Annotated in this window: 15 protein-coding genes and 3 pseudogenes; 7 read left to right on the top strand and 11 right to left on the bottom strand. The window is 63.3% G+C overall.

The genetic code is table 11. The features are described from left to right. Window positions 1-38: 38 nt before the first annotated feature. Window positions 39-1,274, bottom strand: a complete 1,236-nt coding sequence (locus G6N46_RS18500) for a PucR family transcriptional regulator (protein WP_138251270.1) — start codon at window positions 1,272-1,274, stop codon at window positions 39-41. A 217-nt stretch (window positions 1,275-1,491) separates the two neighbouring features. Between G6N46_RS18500 and G6N46_RS18495 the strand changes: the two genes are divergently transcribed. Together G6N46_RS18495 and G6N46_RS18490 are read left to right on the top strand one after the other, a co-directional pair. After that, window positions 1,492-2,742: an oxidoreductase gene (locus tag G6N46_RS18495; RefSeq protein WP_138251271.1), complete on the top strand. Its 1,251-nt coding sequence runs from the start codon at window positions 1,492-1,494 to the stop codon at window positions 2,740-2,742. Next, window positions 2,739-3,992, top strand: a complete 1,254-nt coding sequence (locus G6N46_RS18490) for an NADH:flavin oxidoreductase (protein WP_197746727.1) — start codon at window positions 2,739-2,741, stop codon at window positions 3,990-3,992. Before G6N46_RS18495 ends, G6N46_RS18490 begins: the two co-directional genes overlap by 4 nt. A 9-nt stretch (window positions 3,993-4,001) precedes the next feature. Here G6N46_RS18490 and G6N46_RS18485 read toward each other — a convergent pair whose 3' ends face one another. The 5 genes from G6N46_RS18485 to G6N46_RS18465 form a co-directional block, all read right to left on the bottom strand. Beyond that, on the bottom strand, window positions 4,002-5,066 hold the full coding sequence (locus G6N46_RS18485; protein WP_163693180.1) for an IS630 family transposase: 1,065 nt from the start codon (window positions 5,064-5,066) through the stop codon (window positions 4,002-4,004). A 99-nt stretch (window positions 5,067-5,165) separates the two neighbouring features. After that, window positions 5,166-6,122, bottom strand: a complete 957-nt coding sequence (locus G6N46_RS18480) for a VldE C-terminal domain-containing protein (RefSeq protein ID WP_138251280.1) — start codon at window positions 6,120-6,122, stop codon at window positions 5,166-5,168. Between the two features lie 169 nt (window positions 6,123-6,291). After that, window positions 6,292-6,867, bottom strand: a complete 576-nt coding sequence (locus G6N46_RS18475; protein ID WP_138251281.1) for a maleylpyruvate isomerase family mycothiol-dependent enzyme — start codon at window positions 6,865-6,867, stop codon at window positions 6,292-6,294. 5 nt (window positions 6,868-6,872) lie between these two features. Next, window positions 6,873-7,346 carry an SRPBCC family protein gene (locus G6N46_RS18470; protein WP_138251282.1) on the bottom strand — a complete coding sequence of 158 codons (474 nt, stop codon included), beginning with the start codon at window positions 7,344-7,346 and terminating at the stop codon, window positions 6,873-6,875. Continuing rightward, window positions 7,343-7,699: an ArsR/SmtB family transcription factor gene (locus G6N46_RS18465; RefSeq protein ID WP_138251283.1), complete on the bottom strand. Its 357-nt coding sequence runs from the start codon at window positions 7,697-7,699 to the stop codon at window positions 7,343-7,345. Before G6N46_RS18465 ends, G6N46_RS18470 begins: the two co-directional genes overlap by 4 nt. A gap of 156 nt (window positions 7,700-7,855) precedes the next feature. Between G6N46_RS18465 and G6N46_RS18460 the strand changes: the two genes are divergently transcribed. Further along, window positions 7,856-8,488, top strand: coding sequence for an MBL fold metallo-hydrolase (locus tag G6N46_RS18460; RefSeq protein ID WP_138251284.1), 633 nt, complete (start codon window positions 7,856-7,858; stop codon window positions 8,486-8,488). 707 nt (window positions 8,489-9,195) lie between these two features. Here the strand turns inward: G6N46_RS18460 and G6N46_RS18455 are convergent. Then, on the bottom strand, window positions 9,196-10,293 hold the full coding sequence (locus G6N46_RS18455; protein WP_138251285.1) for a transcriptional regulator: 1,098 nt from the start codon (window positions 10,291-10,293) through the stop codon (window positions 9,196-9,198). Between the two features lie 510 nt (window positions 10,294-10,803). On the opposite strand from G6N46_RS18455, the gene G6N46_RS18450 reads away from it, so the two are divergent. Genes G6N46_RS18450 through G6N46_RS29090 form a run of 3 tightly spaced genes read left to right on the top strand, consistent with a single transcriptional unit; the run spans window position 10,804 to window position 12,705 of the window. Next, the gene (locus G6N46_RS18450; protein ID WP_138251286.1) at window positions 10,804-11,085 is read left to right on the top strand and encodes a multiubiquitin domain-containing protein; all 282 of its coding nucleotides are present in this window, start codon (window positions 10,804-10,806) and stop codon (window positions 11,083-11,085) included. After that, window positions 11,060-12,298 (top strand): ThiF family adenylyltransferase, encoded by a 1,239-nt coding sequence (locus G6N46_RS18445; protein WP_138251287.1) that lies wholly within the window; start codon window positions 11,060-11,062, stop codon window positions 12,296-12,298. Before G6N46_RS18450 ends, G6N46_RS18445 begins: the two co-directional genes overlap by 26 nt. Beyond that, complete coding sequence (locus G6N46_RS29090) at window positions 12,295-12,705, top strand: ubiquitination-like system serine protease family protein (RefSeq protein ID WP_220098077.1); 411 nt, start codon at window positions 12,295-12,297, stop codon at window positions 12,703-12,705. The genes G6N46_RS18445 and G6N46_RS29090 overlap by 4 nt, the downstream gene beginning before the upstream one ends. A 248-nt stretch (window positions 12,706-12,953) precedes the next feature. On the opposite strand, the pseudogene G6N46_RS18440 reads toward G6N46_RS29090, so the two are convergent. Then, a pseudogene (locus G6N46_RS18440) lies at window positions 12,954-13,547 on the bottom strand (transposase); the annotation flags it as partial. A gap of 81 nt (window positions 13,548-13,628) precedes the next feature. Between G6N46_RS18440 and G6N46_RS18435 the strand changes: the two are divergent. Then, window positions 13,629-14,767, top strand: a protein-coding gene (locus G6N46_RS18435) for an IS3 family transposase (protein WP_163692872.1) whose coding sequence is annotated in 2 segments (ribosomal slippage) — window positions 13,629-13,887 and window positions 13,887-14,767 — 1,140 coding nt in all. Because the reading frame shifts where the segments join, the coding sequence is not laid out codon by codon here. A gap of 59 nt (window positions 14,768-14,826) precedes the next feature. Here the strand turns inward: G6N46_RS18435 and G6N46_RS18430 are convergent. The 3 genes and pseudogenes from G6N46_RS18430 to ltrA all read right to left on the bottom strand — a co-directional run. Further along, window positions 14,827-15,549: pseudogene (locus G6N46_RS18430) on the bottom strand (transposase); the annotation flags it as partial. 126 nt (window positions 15,550-15,675) lie between these two features. After that, window positions 15,676-16,668 (bottom strand): annotated as a pseudogene (locus G6N46_RS18425) (IS3 family transposase); the annotation flags it as partial. 14 nt (window positions 16,669-16,682) lie between these two features. Continuing rightward, window positions 16,683-18,146 carry a group II intron reverse transcriptase/maturase gene (gene ltrA / locus G6N46_RS18420; protein WP_456093944.1) on the bottom strand — a complete coding sequence of 488 codons (1,464 nt, stop codon included), beginning with the start codon at window positions 18,144-18,146 and terminating at the stop codon, window positions 16,683-16,685. Between the last annotated feature and the right edge of the window lie 130 nt (window positions 18,147-18,276).

Below are 18,276 nucleotides of genomic sequence, written 5' to 3'. Positions count from 1 at the left end.
TCCGACGGTGCAATTGCGCCAGCGCGCGGGTTGGGCCGTTACGTCGCAGAGGTGCTGGGGCCACCCCGCCACTGGCGGATTTCGAGTGCCATCCCGATGTTGATCACGTTGTCCTCGAGAGGGCGGGGCAGCAACTCATTCGCGCGTTTGATGCGCCGGAGCATGGTGTTCCGGTGTGTGAAAAGGCGGTCAGCTGCGCTGGACACGTTGCAGACTTCCCTCAAGAAGACATGCAACGATTCCCGTAGTTCCGCATGGTCGTTGTCCAACGGCCCCAGTGTGGCCGCGACAAAACGATCGGCAAGATCAGGCGACGCCGTGAGCAGCAGGACACCCTCGACGTCACCGAACGACGCGACAGCGCGACTGGTGTTCAGACGCGCCATCATCCGCTGCGTGCTGACGGCATCAAGGTGTGAGGTCCGAAATCCGTCGACCCCGGCACCGGTCGACCCGATGGCGATCTGGTGAAGGGATCGTGAATCGACCACGCTCTCAACCGAACTCAGCCGGCCCGTGTCGATCCCGCCGAGCCACGCCCACACCGTGCCCGCGCTGGCTACCGTCCGCACCATGCTTGTCGCTCCCAGATGACGTGCGATGTCATCGACCGCCCGCTCCAACTCCGAAAGCGACGGCGACGCATCGGTGGTCCACACCACGATCGCCGTGTGCGCTTGATTGAGCCGATACCCGAGAGCGCGCTCAGTGGCCGCCACATTCGTCCTGCCGCCGGCGAGGACCAGCGACACCGCTTCCAATCTGATTGCGTCCCGCCCACGGAGCAGTTGTTCGCGCTCCACAGCGATCCGGGCAGTCAATGCGGTAATGGACTCATCGAGGAAGGTGGCTATCGACTCCGCGGTGATGTCCAGCATGTCCCGTAGGTCGTCGACGTCCGTCGTCAGCTCGAACGCGATGTTCATCCACCGCCGCCACGCGACGTTCTGAGCGAGACGGTAGGCATCGACACTGGCCTCGGCGTGCCCTCGATATACGAGCGTTCTGGCGACTGTCTCGACGTCGTCGACGAACGCCGCGACGCGCCGTCCAGGATGCGCCACATTGGCCGCCGCCCAATGCTGCACATGGGCGTGGATGTCACGCAGGAAGAGCGCGCGAACCTCCGGATCGGTGGCGAACGACTGCATGTCCGTGGCCGAGTGCGCCGCCTCGTCGACCTCTCCGATCCAGCTCGCCGACCCCGCGGACGCCACTTCGGCTGCCCGCCGGATCAGATCCTGCACGGCGGGCCGGAGCTTGCTCGGTTCCATGGACAGACTCTAGATCGATGGTGCGATCTGGACGCTCAGACCACCGAATTGGTGCATTTGCCCCTTCCGTCGGGCAGGCACAGCACGGAATTATCGAGACAGCAGAAAACTGCGGGGTTGCGGACCTCCGGCACGGCTACCCGCCCCGACGCTCAATTCGATCCGAAAAAACTTCTGCCACAACCTTTTTCACTTACCCAAGGAACCAGGACAGCCCATGAACACCTCACCGCTGCGTACTCCGCTGCGCATTGGCCAACTCGATGTCGCAGGCCGTCTCTTCAAGTCGGCCACGCACGAGACACGCGCAACGGTCGACGGCGCCGTCACCGATGAATTGCTCGACTTCTATCGCCCCATGGTGGAAGCCGGCACTCCCCTGATCATCACTGGCAACATGTTCGTGTCGTGGCAGGGCAAGTCGGCTCACCGGCAGGCCGGCATCCACTGCGACGAGATGCTTCCCGGGCTCAAAGAGTGGGCGCAACTCACTCATTCCGGAGGGTCAAAGCTGTTCGCTCAGCTCAACCACGGCGGGCGGCAAATGGTCCGACCGGCACCGGGGGTTCCCGACTCCGTCTCGGCCTCGGCGCGCCGGGAGAAGGCACAGGGAACCCTGCCACGACCGTTGCGACTCGACGAATTTCCCACGCTCATCGAATCTTTCGCGGCTGCGGCAGCACGCGCTCAGGAAGCCGGCATGGACGGCGTCCAGATTCAGATGTCACACGGCTACTTGCTCAGCCAGTTCCTCAGCCCGGAATCCAACCGGCGATCGGATGCCTACGGCGGCAACGCGAACAAGCGCATGCAACTTCCGCTGGAGATCTATCGAGCAGTGCGTCGACGGGTCGGCCCCGAATTCCCCATCATCGTCAAGCTGAACGGCACCGACACCATCCCCATCGGAGGTGTGCGCCTCGCCGACCAGATAGAGCTCGCCGTCCGGCTCCAAGACGAAGGACTCGACGGCGTCGAGATCACCCGCGGCCACTTCTCGTCCTTCCCCAGCACCACCTCCGGGCACTTCAAGGGATACGTCACGGCACAGGCGACCAAGGGAGCGATGCAGGAAGCCTCGTTGCAGCGACGGCTCGCCATGCGGGCGCTGGCGCCGGTCCTCGAATTCGGCCTGGAGCGTGCGTTCCCCTACCGCGAGGGCTACAACCTGCCTCAGGCACAACAGTTTTCGAAGGCCCTCGACATTCCGGTGATCACCGTCGGCGGATTCCAGACACCAGCGGCGATGGCCCATGCCATCAGTTCCGGTGCGACCGATGCGGTTTCGTGCGCGCGGGGCCTCATTGCGAACCCGTACCTCTACCGAGACCTCGACGAACCTCGCAGCGACATTCCCGCCTGCACCTACTGCAATCGGTGCATCGGTGTCGCCGGTGGACTTCCGATCGCCTGCTACGACCCGTCGGTTGCCTCCCCTCTCGCCCGAACCTTCGAGGAATCCCGGTGATCACCCCCGCCACCCCACTGCAAATCGGCACCATGAATGTGCCAGGGCGGCTGTACAAATCGGCGACCAGCGAAACCCGCGCCAGCGACGACGGCTACGTCACGAGCGACCTGCTCGACTTCTATCGACCGATGGTCGCCGCCGGAACGCCCCTCATCGTGACCGGCAACCTCTATGTGTCCCGCCAGGGCCAGTCCGCAGGACGACAGGCAGGCATCGACACCGACGACAAGATCGACGGACTAGCGCAATGGGCAGATCTCGCTCACAGTGGCGGCACGAAACTAATCGCGCAGCTCAACCACGGCGGCCGCCAGATGGCCAAGGCCCAGCCCCGCGAGCGCATCGTTTCCGCCTCGAATATCCGCGAGCCGATGTACGGCTGCAAACCCACCCCGCTGCGCGGCGACGAACTGCCGGGCATCGTGGACTCGTTCGTGCGGGCCGCGGGCCGCGCGGTCCAGGCGGGGATGGACGGACTCCAGATCCATGCTGCGCACGGTTACCTACTCAGCCAGTTCCTCACCCCGCACACCAACAGGCGAACCGACGAGTACGGCGGCTCGCTGGAAAACCGGGCCCGTCTATTGCTCGACGTGCTGAAAGCTGTTCGCGCAGAAGTGGGAGACGCGTTCCCAATCCTGGTGAAAATGAACGGAACTGACGACCTGCCGTTCCGGCGGGCCTGCGCAACCGCCGAACTCGTACAGGTCGCACGCTGGCTCCAGGACAGCGGCGCCGACGCGATCGAGATCTCGCGCGGCCACTACGAATCCTGGCCCGGAATGGTCCAGGGCAACTACCGCGGCTTCGTCTACAACCCCGTGACACGCGGCCCACTGGCATCGGTCTCTCGTCTTCGCAAGGCAGCAATGCTTGCGGCAGCACCGGTCGCCGAACGCATCGCCGGCCAATTGCGGCCGCCCGCTGAGGGTTTCAACCTCGAGTTCGCCACCCAATTCACCGACGCGGTGTCGATCCCGGTGATCTGCGTCGGCGGATTCCACACGAAAGAAGGGATCGAGCGCGCCATCAGCAGCGGCAAAGTCGACGCAGTGTCCGCCGCCCGCGCCTTCATCGCCGACCCCCTCCTCTACCGCAATGTGGTCGCTGCGCCAAGCAAGGAGCATCCCGTGTGCGGGTACTGCAATCTCTGCATCGCGTCCTTCAGCACCACACGCATCGACTGCGGCAGCGCCGATGTTCGGACGGTGCGCGACAGGCAGATTCGTGAGCTGGGCGTGTCCTAGTGGTGTGTCTCAGTTTTGGTTGACTACTTGTTGGAGTTTGGTGCGTGCGCGGCGAACTTTGGCGAGGATGGATTCGGCGGTGGCCGTCCACACGTAGGGCTTGGGATCGGCGTTGTGGGCGTTGAGGTATGACTCGATGCTGGCGATCAACTCGGGCACACTGCCGAAGATACCGCGGCGTAGGTTCTTGTCGGTCAGGTCGCGGAACCACCGTTCGACCTGGTTGAGCCATGACGATGAGGTCGGGGTGAAATGGAAATGAAACCGCTTGTGCCGCTTCATCCAGTTCGTGACCTCGACGTGCTTGTGGGTTGCGTAATTGTCCAAGATCAGGTGGACCTGTAACCCCTGGGGAACTTCGCGGTCGATTGTGTTGAGGAATTTGATGAACTCGGTGTGGCGGTGTCGGGGCAGGCATTGGCCGATCACCGTGCCGGTCAGCACGTCCAGTGCGGCGAACAGCGTAGTGGTGCCGTTTCGTTTGTAGTCATGGGTCATGGTGGCGGCCCGCCCCTTGACCATCGGCAGTGACGCCTGGGTGCGGTCCAACGCCTGGATCTGGGACTTCTCATCCATGCACAACACGATGGCCTGCTCGGGCGGATTCAGATACAACCCGACCACATCGATGAGTTTGTCCTCAAACTTGGGATCCCCTGACACCTTGAACGTGTCCACCCGATGGGGCTTGAGACCTAAGTCGGACCAAATCCGTTGCACCGTAGCCGAACTGACCCCGACTCGCTTGGCCATCGTGCGACATGACCAATGCGTGGCACCATCGGGAGTTGTCGTCGTGGTCAACCGCACAATCTCGGCGATCGTCTCCTCCGAAATCGACGGCTTGCGGCCGCGCCCGACCCGGATCTTGCCCAGCCCGGCAAGCCCGTCCTGACTGAACCGCTCACGCCAGCTGCGCACCGTCACCGGTGTCACCCCAACTTCCTCGGCGATCCGGGTATTGGCCTCACCGTCGGCGGCCATCAGCAGCACCTTCGCCCGCAGCACCTGCTGATGCGGCGCAGTGTGCGACCGTTCCAGCTTCTCCAACGTTTCACGCTCGGCCGGCGTCATTGGCAAGGCCGCTGCTGGTGATGCACTCACCCGGACAGAATAACAAACATACGACTACTTATTTACGAGACACACCACTAGCGCGCCATACTCGTGAAATCAGGAGACGGTGACGTGGACGTGGTCGAAGTGGGCAGCCACCCGCCACATCGTGTAGGAGATGCCGAAGCGTCCCGCCTGACTCTCGAGGTCGGCCCTTATCTCGTCCCCGAGAGACATGTCCGAGCCGATCATGATGTCCACCGCATGCCCGCTCGGGTGGTCGGGAAGCCGATCCGCGCGGACGCCACCAATCGACTTCACGCCGGGGTAGGTGGCCATGATGTAGTCCACGATCACCCTTGCATTGGGTACCAGACCGCTCATCCCGACCGTGGGGATCGGCGCGATCGGACCCAACGCCGCCGTGACGGCGGCTGTCGGGAGAACCAGCCCCGCCTGCTGGTCCGGGGACAACGCGGCGTAGGTCGCGGTGACAGCGGCCATCTGCTTCCGCAGCCGGGCCCGCATGTTCTGCAGGTCCGCTCGCACCGCAGCGGCCGCGTCGACGGCCGCCTTCGCGTCAGCCGCGGACTTTGCCGAGGCCTCCTCGACGGCCTGCGCCTCCTGGTATGCCTGGCGGAAGCCCCGCATCTGCTCGGAGATCTCGGTACCCACCACCCGCTGGACTGCCAGGGTGTCGATCAGGTTCGAGGGCGACGACGCGGTCAAGATGGCACTGACGCCGTCGGTTCGCCCGCCCATGTAGGCCGCGGCGGCATACTGGTCAACGTCCTGCTGGTAGGTGTTCAGCTGGGCTTTGGTCGCCTCGACACCGGCGAGATCGTCGGCGTGCTTCTTGTCCGCCTGGCTCAGCGACTTGAGCTTCGCGTCGAGATCGGGCTGCGCGTTGCGGATGGTCTCCGACAGCTGTTCGGCCTGACGGGACAGCTCATTGAGCTGCGCTAAGCCGTCCTGGGGCGGGTCGGCGTGCGCGACGCCACCCCACACCACGCTCAGGGCCACCAGTCCGGCGAGGGCGCCGACCACCGGCTTGTGAGCGGCGTTATTCGCCACAAGCGGTGAGTGAACCTTCAAGACTGCGCATCCTTTGACGCTGGCGACGTCTGCTCCGTCGAGCCGACTGTCCATGTGCCTTCGTTGTCGAGGAGGCTACAAAAGGGGCGCCTGGCCTGTCCAACCGAGAGACCGATGATCTGTCAGGCCGACACAGCCGGATCGCACGTCATCGCGTGCTCAACCAGGCCGGGTCCCGACCGATGAACCCCATCAGCCGGGTCACCGGGTCGCCATCGTCCGCCACCGGGACGGGCGGTCCGTACTGCCCCGATGAGCGCAGCAGGTCCTCTATTTCAACCATGCCGGCGAGCATCTGCTCGGCGAATTCGGGGTCCAGCCCGGAGTTCCGGCCGATGGAGGAGGCCAGATCCCAGGTGTGCATGTACACGTCGGCGGTATAGAACCGGTCGATAGCGTCGGCAAGCCGGTGGGTACCGGCCATCGGATGGCTGAAGTCACCGTCGGCTGTTTCGCTGTCGAGCAGCGTCTGCACGGCCGCGGTATGTCCGATCCATGCCGCGAGCGGATCGTCAGCGACGGGCGGGCCAACAGGCAATGCGACGCCGCCCGCGCTGAGGAATCCGCTGAACCACCCGATCAGATGCTCGACGACGTCGCCCGCGGTCCAGTCCGTCACCGGCGTCGGAACTGTCCAATCCTCTACTGCGGCAGCATGTTCAGTGAACCCAGCGGCAATGGCGCGGTGCCGGTCGGCGGGCGTGAGCTTGTTCAGGGCAACCATGGCGATCAGAGTTCGCCGATCAGTGCGTCGAGTTTCGCGTAGCCCTGGTCGACCCCCGTCTCCATCCCGGAGGCCAGCCAGGCGTCGCGTCCCACGAAGCTGTCCACCAATGACTGTGCGTGCAGCCGGGTGCGGCCATCACCCAAATCCTCGAACCACAACGTCTCGAGGGAGACATCGTCGGGCATGCCCTCGAAGGTGAAGGTCTGCACGATCTTGTCCTCGGCCACGGTGTGGAAGCAACCGCGGAACCCGTACTCCTGGCCGTCGCGGGCCGCGACATAGCGCCAACTACCCCCGTCTCGGGCGTCCCACTCCAGAATCCGGGTGTCCATCCCGTCAGGCCCGACCCAACGGGCGAACAACTCCGGGTCGGTGTGCGCCTTCATCAATTGTGCTGGGGTAGCACGGAAATCACGGGTGATGCGGATGAGCGGAACATCCTTGTCGGCCTCGATGACGGCCTGCGCTGTGTTCATGATGCTCTGCCCTTTCGTCGTGGTTTCGCTTCGGTGTCATTCATCTCTGCCAGCACCGCATCCAGGCGCTGATACCGCTGTTCGGCCTGCCGTTGGTAGCGCTCGATCCATTTCGTCATCAGGTCGAACACCTGCGCTTCCAAGTGCACCGGCCGCGTCTGCGCCGCGCGGCCGCGGCTGACCAGCCCCGCATCCTCGAGCACTTTGAGGTGCTTGGAGACCGCCTGCATGCTGACGTCGTACGGTTCGGCGAGTTCGCTGACCGTGGCGTCAGCCGTCGTCAACCGGGTCACGATGTCCCGACGGAGCGGATCGCTCAGTGCCGCAAATACTTTCGAGAGCTGATCCGTCATCGCCTTCCTCAACTATTTGGTTGAGTACGAGTGTGCGCGCTCGCTGCGACCGTTGTCAACCCTTTGGTTGAGTACGATGCGTCGTGACGTCCGTCAACGACCGCAACTGAGCGCAGGCCTTGATCTCAACCTTGGTTGAGGATGAACCATCGAATCATGCGCAAAGTTCATGACGACCTGTGGGAAACCAGGACGCATTCACCATCACCCGCATACAGCACGCACGCGTACCTCTGGGCCGCCGCTCCGCAACACAATGCGCTGTTCTACTCGATGCCCGGGAACACCGACCTCGACGAGATCGCCGCGCTCGGCGGCGTCTCCGACCAATACCTCTCGCACCGCGACGAGGCCGGTCCCGCGCTCACGCAGATCGCACAGCGGTTCAGCACGCGACTGCACGCGCCGGCGGCAGAACTGTTGGAGATCGGCCAGCACGCCCACATCGATGTGCCGCTGACTAGCCGCCATGTGGATGCCAACGGCGTCGAAATCATTCCGACGCCCGGACATTCACCCGGGAGCAAGTGTTACCTGGTCAACGGCACGCAGGGCACATATCTGTTCACCGGAGACACACTGTTCCGCAATGCATCGGGTGACTGGGCCGCCGGCTTCTTCGAAGGGTTCAGCGACCCAACCGAGTTCGCGGCAACCCTCGATCTATTGGCGACGCTGGAACCCGACGTCGTGATATCCAGCGCCACCCCGAACGCCGTGGGAGTTCATGCGCTCAGCGGGCAGCGTTGGTCCGATTGCGTGGCTCAGGCAGCGTCGACTCTCTTGTAGGTTCTCACGTTCAGCTCCCACAAGTTGTAGGGTCTCAAATTCCGTGACATCTGCCGATGCCCTGAACTGCGGTTATGCAAGTTGTCTCACGTCGTGTCATCGCGGTCGTGTCTCGGAATTTTGGCATTTCTTCAACAGGCATTTTGGGCCTTAAGGGAGCCGAGCCGCTTGAGCCAGCAGGCAATCTCGTGCGAGGACCCCACTTGCGTCACGTGACGGCGCGATTCGCGAACGTCGGCTGCTAAGTCAGCCCTATGCGTCTACGGTGGGTTCGTTGCGTCTGGTCATGGCCAGGAGCGACCCTGTAAGGCCGTACCAGATGTTCTTTATCGCAAACCAAAATTTACGAACCATGCGGGCCCCCTTCGAGTTGCCTTCGTTGCTGGACATGTTGCGATTACCTAGGTCGCTAATGACTGTCTCCAGCACGGGGACCACTACTGCGGAACCAAGAACACTGCAGACGGATACGACCTGTAGCACCGAATTGAACGGAGCGCCAGACCAGGACCACACGCAACGAACGCGTTTGCCGAGAGAAGAAGCTTGGTGCCCCGGTGTCTGCTAGTCCGGGGCACCTTCATGGTATCGCATGCACAAACCAGGGAATTCGCTCATTTCAGTCACCGCCTGACCAATCCCCATACAGCGGGGTGCGCATCGGATGATCGTCTGCATCGATGTGCACAGCCCTTCCGGTCAGTCCGCTACCGCCAATGCGGAAGAACTTCGCTTACCGAGGGTGCATTCTTGGCCAGTGTGGTCCGCCAATCCAAGCGACCCCGCTTCTGCAATTGGCCAACCAACATGATGCGCGCAAGGCCAAGTTCGGCTGCAGTCTGATCTACCCAGGGCGCGCTGATCCGCGAGGGGACTGATGGGTACCCGTTCGGGAAGATCCACCCGGCGGCACCGTCGTTCGCCTCCCTCTCACGTACCGATTCCTGCGCATGACCGTCATCCAATTCTTCGACGATGAGTTCGGTGTCCACGTGCCCACCGAGGATGTGCGCAATCTCGTGGAGCAGGGTGAACAGAACTTTGTCGAGCCGTTTACCGCGTCCAGATAGCCCGATGATCGGGTGTCCATCTACGAACATGGCGCATCCGTCGATCTTGGCGCCTGGTAGCGCTTCGACGTAGACGAGCTGGACACCGGCACCCCTAAATTGGTCCGGGAGCATTGCAAAGTCCTCAGCTGTTCTGACTGACCGCGGTAGTAATGAGGCGAGTGCGGCGAGCTTCTTAGACGAATACTCACCGACCGGAGGTAGCTTCCTGGCACGTTTGCGAACGCAGGCGACCCAGGCTTGCTGGAGCATGCTCATGTCTTCGCCGTGGTTAGTGCGTTTGGCGGCTGTTGCGAACCCGGGCTGGCTGTCAATCGAATCGAGTTCGAGGAGTTCCATTACTTCAGCCTCTAGCTCATCCAGCGTCGAACCCGAGAGGATCTTTCGCTTCTGCAGAAGTTGAATTGGGGCGAGCTGGTTCAATCGTGCGCGGCGGCGTACGTCTTCGAGTTTGGCCTGCGTCGCTGAGTTCCTTGCCTGCTCGGCAAGGAGATACTGGTCCTGGAGTTTCAACCAGAATTCCGGCGAGAGCGATAGGGCCGCGCCGATTTGGGCGGCCGACTCTCGGGTGATTTCCTTCTTGCCCGTCACGATCTCGGACACAAATTGGGTAGGACGATCGATCACGGCAGCGAAGTCAGCCTGAGACCAACCTCGGGCCTCTAATTCGTCACCCAGAAGTTCACCGACTGGTGTCTGGTCGATCGGTAGCGGGTCGTGTGTGGTGTTGGTCATCGCTGGGCTTCCATCTCTGCAAATCAAAGGATCCCGAAGACCACAGCGCTGTGGCTCCCGGAATTCTTGAACGTCAGCTCAATAACGCGGGCCGAGCCCAACGTGGCCCGGGCCCTCGTGGAGTCGCCGGAGTTGTCAGGCACGATCCGCAGTACGCGCAAGTTCCGCAAATCACTTTCAACGTGTGCGGCACGTACGCACTGAACAAGACGGTGGAACTCCCGAACCTCCCGGTCGCTCCAGCCCGCCGGCCGGAAGTCGGGATCAGCGGCGAGGCGCCGTAGGTCCCCGTCCAGATACTCCCGCTCCACGCGTCTGCTCTCCATCACCCATCGGCTGATGACTTCGCATCGCCATCACGCGCACAGTACCGCGCGGTCGGCACATGCAATGACCGACACGCGCCGTCGCCTACTCGCCATGTCGTCATCACCGTATCGGTGATGTCCATGCTACTATTAAACTAATAACACTCGCCACGCGAGTGCCCACAATGGACGGAGAACTGCCATGACGGCGGACGCCCAAGCGCTGAGCAAGAAGCAGGACAAGGAGTTCGAGGTCGTGATCAACGGCACTGAGACGGCCTTGGACCACGACGCGATCACCTACGAACAGCTGGGAGAGCTTGCCTTCCCGGGCCACGACCCGGCGGCTATGTTCACCGTCAGCTACCGGCATGCAGATCCGTCCCACGGCGGCAGGGCCAGCGGCACGCTCGTGGCCGGTGAGTCGGTGACGGTGAAGAAGAAGGGTACGGAATTCAATGTCCGGCTCACGACTCGTTCGTAACAGCCCTGATCTGACCCGGCTGATCCAGGACGGCTTCACTGTCCGTGTGGTCAATGGGTTCCTGGTCGTCGACGACATCCCCTTCGTCGATGATGCCGCTCAGGTCCAGCGAGGTTCGCTCCTCTGCCCACTGGACTTGAGCGGCACCACCACCACCGCACCCAGTACCCACGTCATGTGCTTCGTCGGTGGCGTCCCACGCGACAAGAACGGCCAGGTCATAGACGGCCTGGTCAACGACGGCGTCGAGAAATGGGTCGCCAGTGCCGAGCTCACCGGCACCTGCGGCTTCTCCCAAAAGCCCGCCTTCTCGCAGCAGCCCGGCGGCTATGCCGACTTCTACGAGAAGGTGACCTACTACGCCGCAATAATCACCGGGCCCGCCCAGTCCATCGACCCGGACGCCACCCCGTACACCTGCAAGCCGTTGCAGACAGACGAGGACGACGGAGTATTCCTCTACGTCGATACCTTCTCCAGCCGCGCGGGCATCACCGAGTTGAACCGCCGGCTCGCCCTCGAGAAGGTAGTCATCGTCGGTGTCGGTGGCACAGGCGCGCACCTTCTCGACGCCCTCGTTAAGACCCCAGCCCTAACCATCCACCTCTATGATGGCGACTTCTTCCGGTCCCACAACGCTTTCCGCGCCCCCGGCGCCGCGAGCATCGACGACCTCGCCGCCGGAATGACGAAAGTGGACTACTACACCGCGAAGTACTCCGCCATGCGCCGCGGTATCGTCCCGCACCCCGTCGAAGTCACCGCTGAGAACGTCAACGAGGTTCTCGATGCGACCTTCGTGTTCCTCGCGATGGACACAGGACCGCATAAGAGCACCATCGTGCAGACCCTCACTGCCAACGGCATTCCCTTCATCGACACCGGCGTCGGCCTGAGTAAGGACCCAGGCGGGATCAACGGCCAGCTCCGCATCACCACGTCCACCCCCGGACGGAGCGAGCACATTGCAAAGGACGGCCTGATCTCCTACTTCGTCGGCGAGGACGCCGAATACGACACCAACCTCCAAGTCGACGAACTCAACGCCATCACCGCCAACCTCGCCATTGTCCGCTACAAGAAACTCGTGGGCTTCTACGCCGACGCCGAGGACGAGCGCCACACCGTGTACGTCGTCGACAGCGGAGAGCTCCACCACCGGTATGGCACCAGCGACGACCGGCGCGGCGAGGGTAAGGACGCCGCCGCATGAAGGCTAGGTCCTTGAATCCCGTGTTTGCCGAGTCCATCCCCGCGATTCTCGAACCCGGGAACCTCTACATCTCTATGCGGTACGAGACCGCGGTCCACCTCTGTGCCTGCGGCTGCGCCACCAAAGTCGTCACGCCCTTCGGCCCTGATGACTGGGTAATCACTTTCGACGGCGCCGTATCGCTGCGCCCCTCAATCGGTAATGGACAGCAGCCCTGCAGGTCTCATTACTACATTCGCAATGGCCGCGTCGACTGGCTCCCGCCGATCTCGAAGGCGGCTACTCGGCACGCCGCCACCCGAGACCGAGCGGCGCACACCCAACAGCCCACTCCGCCAGTACCCACGGCCTGGTGGCGCCGTGCCTGGGGCCGGTTCCGTCGCACCCATCCGGAAACCGAAGAGTAACCGCGGTCAGTTTCCTGTTCGGCGACGCTGGCGACTAGCTAGATCGACCTGTGGGGATCCAGCGCCAAACTGTAAACGTTCTGCTGCCCGTTCTCCATCTTGTTGGTCGACGATTGAATCGCCCCGGCATGTCCGGAGACTTACTGGTTTGAGAACTCGGCGGGCCGCTGAGTTCGGTGGTGACGGTAGTACAGGGCCTCGCACTCGGCCGGCGGGAGCAATTGTCAATACCTGTGGATCGGGGTGTTTCAGGCGACCTCCGTTTCGGTGTGTTGATCGCCGTCTGACGGTGGTGTCGGTGGGGTGATGTCGGTGGGCCGTTCGAGCAGTTTGCCTTTGTGGAAGACCGCTCCGGCGCGGACGAGGGCGACCAGATGTGGGGCGTTGACGGCCCGCCAACGGGCTTGGGCGGCGTCGATCAGCTTGTAGGCCATGGCCAATCCAGCGGCCCGCGATCCCGGACCCTTGGTGACCTTCGTTCTCAAACGCACTGTGGCGAAGGTGGATTCGATCGGATTCGTGGTACGCAGATGGATCCAGTGCTCGGCGGGGTAGTGGTAGAACTCCAGCAGGACATCGAGGTCGTCGACGATCTTGGCGACCACTTTCGGGTACTTCGCGCCGAAGGCAACCGCGAAGGCCTTGACCGCGACCTGAGCTTTGTCGATGTCTTCGGCGTTGTAGATGTCCTTGATGGCCGCCAGCGCGGCCGGATGCGCTGACTTCGGCAGTGCGGAAAGGACGTTGGCCTGCTTGTGGAACCAGCAGCGCTGCTCTCGGGTCTTCGGGAATACCTCCCGCACCGCCTTCCAGAACCCGAGCGCGCCATCGCCGACGGCCAGTGGCGTGTTCCCTGTGAATGAGTCCAGCGTGTTTTAGAGTCCCGTGGCCCGGTTTCGGGCCGAGAAGGGACGATGAGATACATGGCTGGACGCAAGCGGCATTCCGCGGAGGACATCGTGCGCAAGTTGCGCCGCGCGGACGAGTTGGCTGCCGAGGGCAAGACTGGCGAGGAGATCGCCGCCGAGCTGGGCGTATCGCCGGCGACGTTGTACAACTGGCGCCGCGCCTACGGCGGGATGGACACCGACGCCGCCCGCGAGCTGCGCGAGCAGAACGCCCGCCTCAAGCGGCTGTTGGCCGAGGCTGAGCTGGAGAAGGACGCGTTGCGGGAGGTTGCGAAGGGAAAATTCTGAGCCCAGCTGCCAAGCGCCGCGCCGTGGACATGCTCAAGGACACCTTGAGCATGTCGGAACGGTTGGCGTGCAAGGCCGTTGGGCTGGCCCGCTCCACTTACAGAAACCTGCCGATGGCGCTGACCCCGTCCGATCCGGACGCCGATATGCGGGTTTGGTTGCGCTCGTACGCCACCAAACACCCGTGTCATGGGTTCCGGCGTGCCTGGGCGGCGTTGCGGTACGACGAGCGCCGTGAGGTGAACAAGAAGAAGATCCACCGGCTTTGGCGCGAGGAAGGTCTGCAGGTGAAGGTCACCTCGCCGCGCAAGCGGTCGGGGGTGTCATCGTGCCCACCGGAGGTCATCGCGGATGCGCCGAAGGTGGTGTGGGCCATCGATTTTCAGTTCGACTCCACCGTCGACGGCAAGGCCATCAAGATCGCGTCGATGCTTGACGAGCACACCCGTGAGTCGCTGCTGAACATCGTCGAGCGGTCGATCACCGCGCAGCGACTGGTGGCCGAGTTGGAGAAGGTGTTCGCCGCGGCCGGCGGGCCGCCGATGGTGTTGCGGATGGACAACGGCCCTGAGTTCATTTCGGCTGCGCTGCAACAGTTTTGCGACGGCAAGGTCGGGTTGTCCTACATCCCGCCGGGCACGCCGTGGAACAACGGCTACATCGAATCGTTCAACAACCGACTACGCAAGGAGTGCCTCAACCGCAATCACTGGAACACCCTGATGGAGGCCCGAGTGGTGATCGGGGACTTCAAGGCTGACCACAACCTGCGGCACCGGCACTCGGCGCTGGGCTACCGAACACCCGCCGAGTACGCTGCCGTCTGTACGTGCAGTCACACCCCGATGGCCTGCGAAATCAACTGAATCTGGATCAACAAACCCGACTCTAATTCCGGGTGGACTCAGAATCGGGGACTCGCCACCAGCACTGGGGCGGTCATGCCGCGTCGTTTGCAGTCGCGCAGCAGATCCGCCCACGACTCGCATGACTCCCGATAGCCGTCGGTGATCGCCACGAGCTCTTTGCGGCCGTCAGCGCGCACGCCGAGCATCACCAGCAGGCACAGCTTCTCCTGGTCCAGGCGGACCTTGAGGTGAATGCCGTCGACCCACAGGTAGACGTAGTCGCTGCCGGACAGGTCCCGGGCAGCGAACGTACGGGCTTCGTCTTGCCACTGCGCGGTCAGACGGGTGATCGTGGTGGCCGACAACCCGGCACCCGAGCCGAGGAACTGCTCGAGTGCGGGCCCGAAGTCGCTGGTCGATAGGCCGTGCAGATACAGCAGCGGCAGCACCTCACTCATCTGCGGGGACTTGCGTGCCCAGGCCGGCAGGATCGCCGAGGAAAACCGCTGCCGCTCACCAGAATCGGGGTCGACACGGCGATCGTTGACCCGCGGCGCCTTCACCTGCACGGCACCGGCCGCGGTCAGCACCTCACGCGGCTGGTGATAGCCGTTGCGGACCACCAGTCGGTGACCGTTCTCGTCGAGCTGATCAGCGAATGCGGCCACGTACGCGGCGACCTCGGCCTGCAGGGCAGCGGCCAACATCTGCCGGGCTCCGTCGCGGACGATCTCGTCCAACAACGACCGGCCGGCCTCGCCGCCGTTGGCCTCCTCGGCATCGTGAACTACGGTGAGCATGGGCGTACCTTCCCAACCAGCGCGCCAACGCCGGTCTTGATCGAATACCTGATTCCGTGATGATCATCCTCGGGAAGGTGCGCCCACTTTCAGGCCGCCTCCTCGGGCCTCATCCACAGGTATTGATCATTGCTCGGCCGGCGGCATGTCCCCGCAGTACTCGTAGAGTCGGCGGTGGTTGAACCAGTCGACCCATTCCAAGGTGGCGACTTCGACCTGGTCAACAGTGCGCCACGGTCCTTGGGCCTTGATCAGTTCGGTCTTGTATAGGCCGTTGATCGTCTCGGCGAGCGCATTGTCATACGAATTGCCGGTCGCTCCGATCGATGCGTCGATGCTGGCGTCGAGAAGCCGGTCGGTGAACGCGATCGAGGTGTACTGACTGCCGCGATCGTTGTGGTGGATCAGCCCGGTCAGATCCTCGATGCCGTCGCGCTGACGGGTCCAGATCGCATGCTCGATGGCGTCGAGCACCAGTTGTGAGGTCATGGTGGTCGCCGTGCGCCACCCCACGATCCGACGGGCGTAGGCATCGATCACGAACGCCACGTACACCCATCCCGACCACGTCGACACGTAAGTAAAGTCGGCTACCCACAACATATTTGGTGCATTCGGGCTGAACCGTCGGCCTACCAGATCAGCGGGCCGGGCGGCCTGTGGGTCGGCGATCGTGGTCCGCTTGACCTTCCCGCGGCGCGCCCCCTGCAGGCCGAGTTCACCCATCAACCGTTCCACCGTGCAGCGGGCCACCTCGATGCCCTCGCGGCGACATTGCAGCCAGACCTTGCGCGCCCCGTAGGCCGCATAGTTCTCGCGGTGCACACGGGTGATCTCGACCTTGAGTTCGGCATCACGCACCTGCCGCTTGGACGGCTGGCTGCGCCGGACGCACGCGTCGTAGTAGGTGGACGGCGCGATCTTGCAACCATGCGCGGACAGCACACGGCAGATCGGCTCGACGCCGTACTCCTGTTTGTGGGTGTCGATGTACTCGACGATCACCGATTGCGGCGGTCGGTGAAAGTCGGCCCGGGACGCGGTGACAACCGTTGGGGCTGTTCCGTTTTCCCGGGCCGCTTCCCGAACCCGGCGTGCACCTTTCAATGCACCGGGCTCTCCACAAGACCCGGTCAGGCTGCTGTGGTGTCCTCCTCGTCGGTCGGCCAGGGCGAGGGAATGACCGCACCGCGGTAGCGGTAGCGGGTCGTGCCGATCTTCTCCAGATCGATCAGCACACGGTCCTCGGTGGCTGGCCACCAGCCGCCGCCGCAATATTGGCGGCGCAGGTCTTTCCAGGTCGACTTGCGGTGTTTTCGTCGGAGCCAGCGCCACACCGTCTGCCACGTGTAGTGACTGAGGTAGGAGAAGGTCGCCGAGGACACCCCGGCCCGGAAATAGCCCGCCCATCCCTGCAGCGTCGCGTTGATGCGGCGCAGCAGGTCATCGAGCGGCTGGTTGAGTTCAACTGTTCGGCGCAGCGTCTTGATCTTCCGTTTGACCGCCAACACGGCCTTCGTGGACGGATGAACATAGACGTAGCTGCAGCTGGTGCCCCGCTTGCGGCGACGCTGGATGCGCCACCCGAGGAAGTCCAGCCCCTCGTCGATATGGGTGATCAGGGTCTTGTCCGGTGCCAGACGCAACCCCATCGTCGCCAACACGGCGGCGATGTCCTCCTGTAGTGCTTCGGCGTGGGCTCTGGTGCCCCGCACCATCAGACACCAGTCGTCGGCATAGCGGACCAGCCGAAAGTTCGGCTGCCCGTGACGAAGTCGTCGAGCGCGCTCAACCGAGCCGGTAGCCGGACCACCCGGCAACCCGGCAATGTGTTCATCGAGCACCGACAACGCCACATTGGCCAACAGCGGCGAAAGAATCCCACCCTGCGGAGTTCCGGCGGTGCTGTCCGCCAGCAGGCCGTCCTCGGTGAGGATGCCCGCCTTGAGGAACGCCTTCACCAACCCCAAGACACGGTTGTCACCGACGCGTCGACGCACCCGCCCCATCAGAGCGGTGTGGTCGATCTCATCGAAACAGGCCTTGATGTCTCCCTCAACAACCCAGTCATAACACCGGGGACGTGTTGCGAGATAACGCACTTCGGCCACCGCATCATGAGCGCGGCGCTTCGGACGGAAACCGTAGGAACACGGCAGGAAATCCGCCTCAAAGATCGGCTCCAACACCAACTTCAACGATGCCTGGACCACCCGATCGGCCACGGTGGGAATCCCCAAGCGGCGCAACGCACCACCGGTCTTGGGGATCATCCGCTCGCGCACCGGCAACGGGCGGAAACTGCGGTCCTTCAACTGCGACCGCAGTTCATCGAGGAACACCTCGATGCCCTGCCCGGCAGTGATGGACGACGCGGTGCGCCGATCCACCCCGGCCGTGGCGGCACCCTTATTCCCGCTGACCCGATCCCACGCCACCAACACGAACGCGGGATCGGCGACGAGGTTGAACAGATCGTCGAACCGGCGATCAAGATCATCGCGTGCCCAACGGTGCAGCTTGGTCTGGATCTTCAGTACCCGTTGCCGCGCCAGCATCAGCGCCAACTCCAGCTCGTCGGTATTCACCGGCGACATAACTTCCTCTCCTGACCTTCCAGTTTCCGCACTGCATGTCTTGCTGGCCCCCTTCGCCCTGTGACCGCCTTTCTCGGTCTCCACGACGGGCACGTCACCGCCCGCGACTACTACGAGGCCTCCGCCCCAC

This window comes from Mycolicibacterium phocaicum (assembly GCF_010731115.1).
Classification (GTDB): domain Bacteria; phylum Actinomycetota; class Actinomycetes; order Mycobacteriales; family Mycobacteriaceae; genus Mycobacterium; species Mycobacterium phocaicum.
The sequence above is the reverse complement of the archived record's forward strand: the minus strand, read 5'-3'. Positions and strand labels throughout refer to the sequence as shown.

Bases quoted from the DNA above. Each gene is read 5' to 3' on its own strand.
- G6N46_RS18500 (WP_138251270.1), bottom strand. From the start codon at position 1,274: ATGGAACCGAGCAAGCTCCGGCCCGCCGTGCAGGATCTGATCCGGCGG.
- G6N46_RS18495 (WP_138251271.1), top strand. From the start codon at position 1,492: ATGAACACCTCACCGCTGCGTACTCCGCTGCGCATTGGCCAACTCGAT.
- G6N46_RS18485 (WP_163693180.1), bottom strand. From the start codon at position 5,066: ATGACGCCGGCCGAGCGTGAAACGTTGGAGAAGCTGGAACGGTCGCAC.
- G6N46_RS18475 (WP_138251281.1), bottom strand. From the start codon at position 6,867: ATGGTTGCCCTGAACAAGCTCACGCCCGCCGACCGGCACCGCGCCATT.
- G6N46_RS18470 (WP_138251282.1), bottom strand. From the start codon at position 7,346: ATGAACACAGCGCAGGCCGTCATCGAGGCCGACAAGGATGTTCCGCTC.
- G6N46_RS18465 (WP_138251283.1), bottom strand. From the start codon at position 7,699: ATGACGGATCAGCTCTCGAAAGTATTTGCGGCACTGAGCGATCCGCTC.
- G6N46_RS18460 (WP_138251284.1), top strand. From the start codon at position 7,856: ATGCGCAAAGTTCATGACGACCTGTGGGAAACCAGGACGCATTCACCA.
- G6N46_RS18455 (WP_138251285.1), bottom strand. From the start codon at position 10,293: ATGACCAACACCACACACGACCCGCTACCGATCGACCAGACACCAGTC.
- G6N46_RS18450 (WP_138251286.1), top strand. From the start codon at position 10,804: ATGACGGCGGACGCCCAAGCGCTGAGCAAGAAGCAGGACAAGGAGTTC.
- G6N46_RS18445 (WP_138251287.1), top strand. From the start codon at position 11,060: ATGTCCGGCTCACGACTCGTTCGTAACAGCCCTGATCTGACCCGGCTG.
- G6N46_RS29090 (WP_220098077.1), top strand. From the start codon at position 12,295: ATGAAGGCTAGGTCCTTGAATCCCGTGTTTGCCGAGTCCATCCCCGCG.
- ltrA (WP_456093944.1), bottom strand. From the start codon at position 18,146: ATGTCGCCGGTGAATACCGACGAGCTGGAGTTGGCGCTGATGCTGGCG.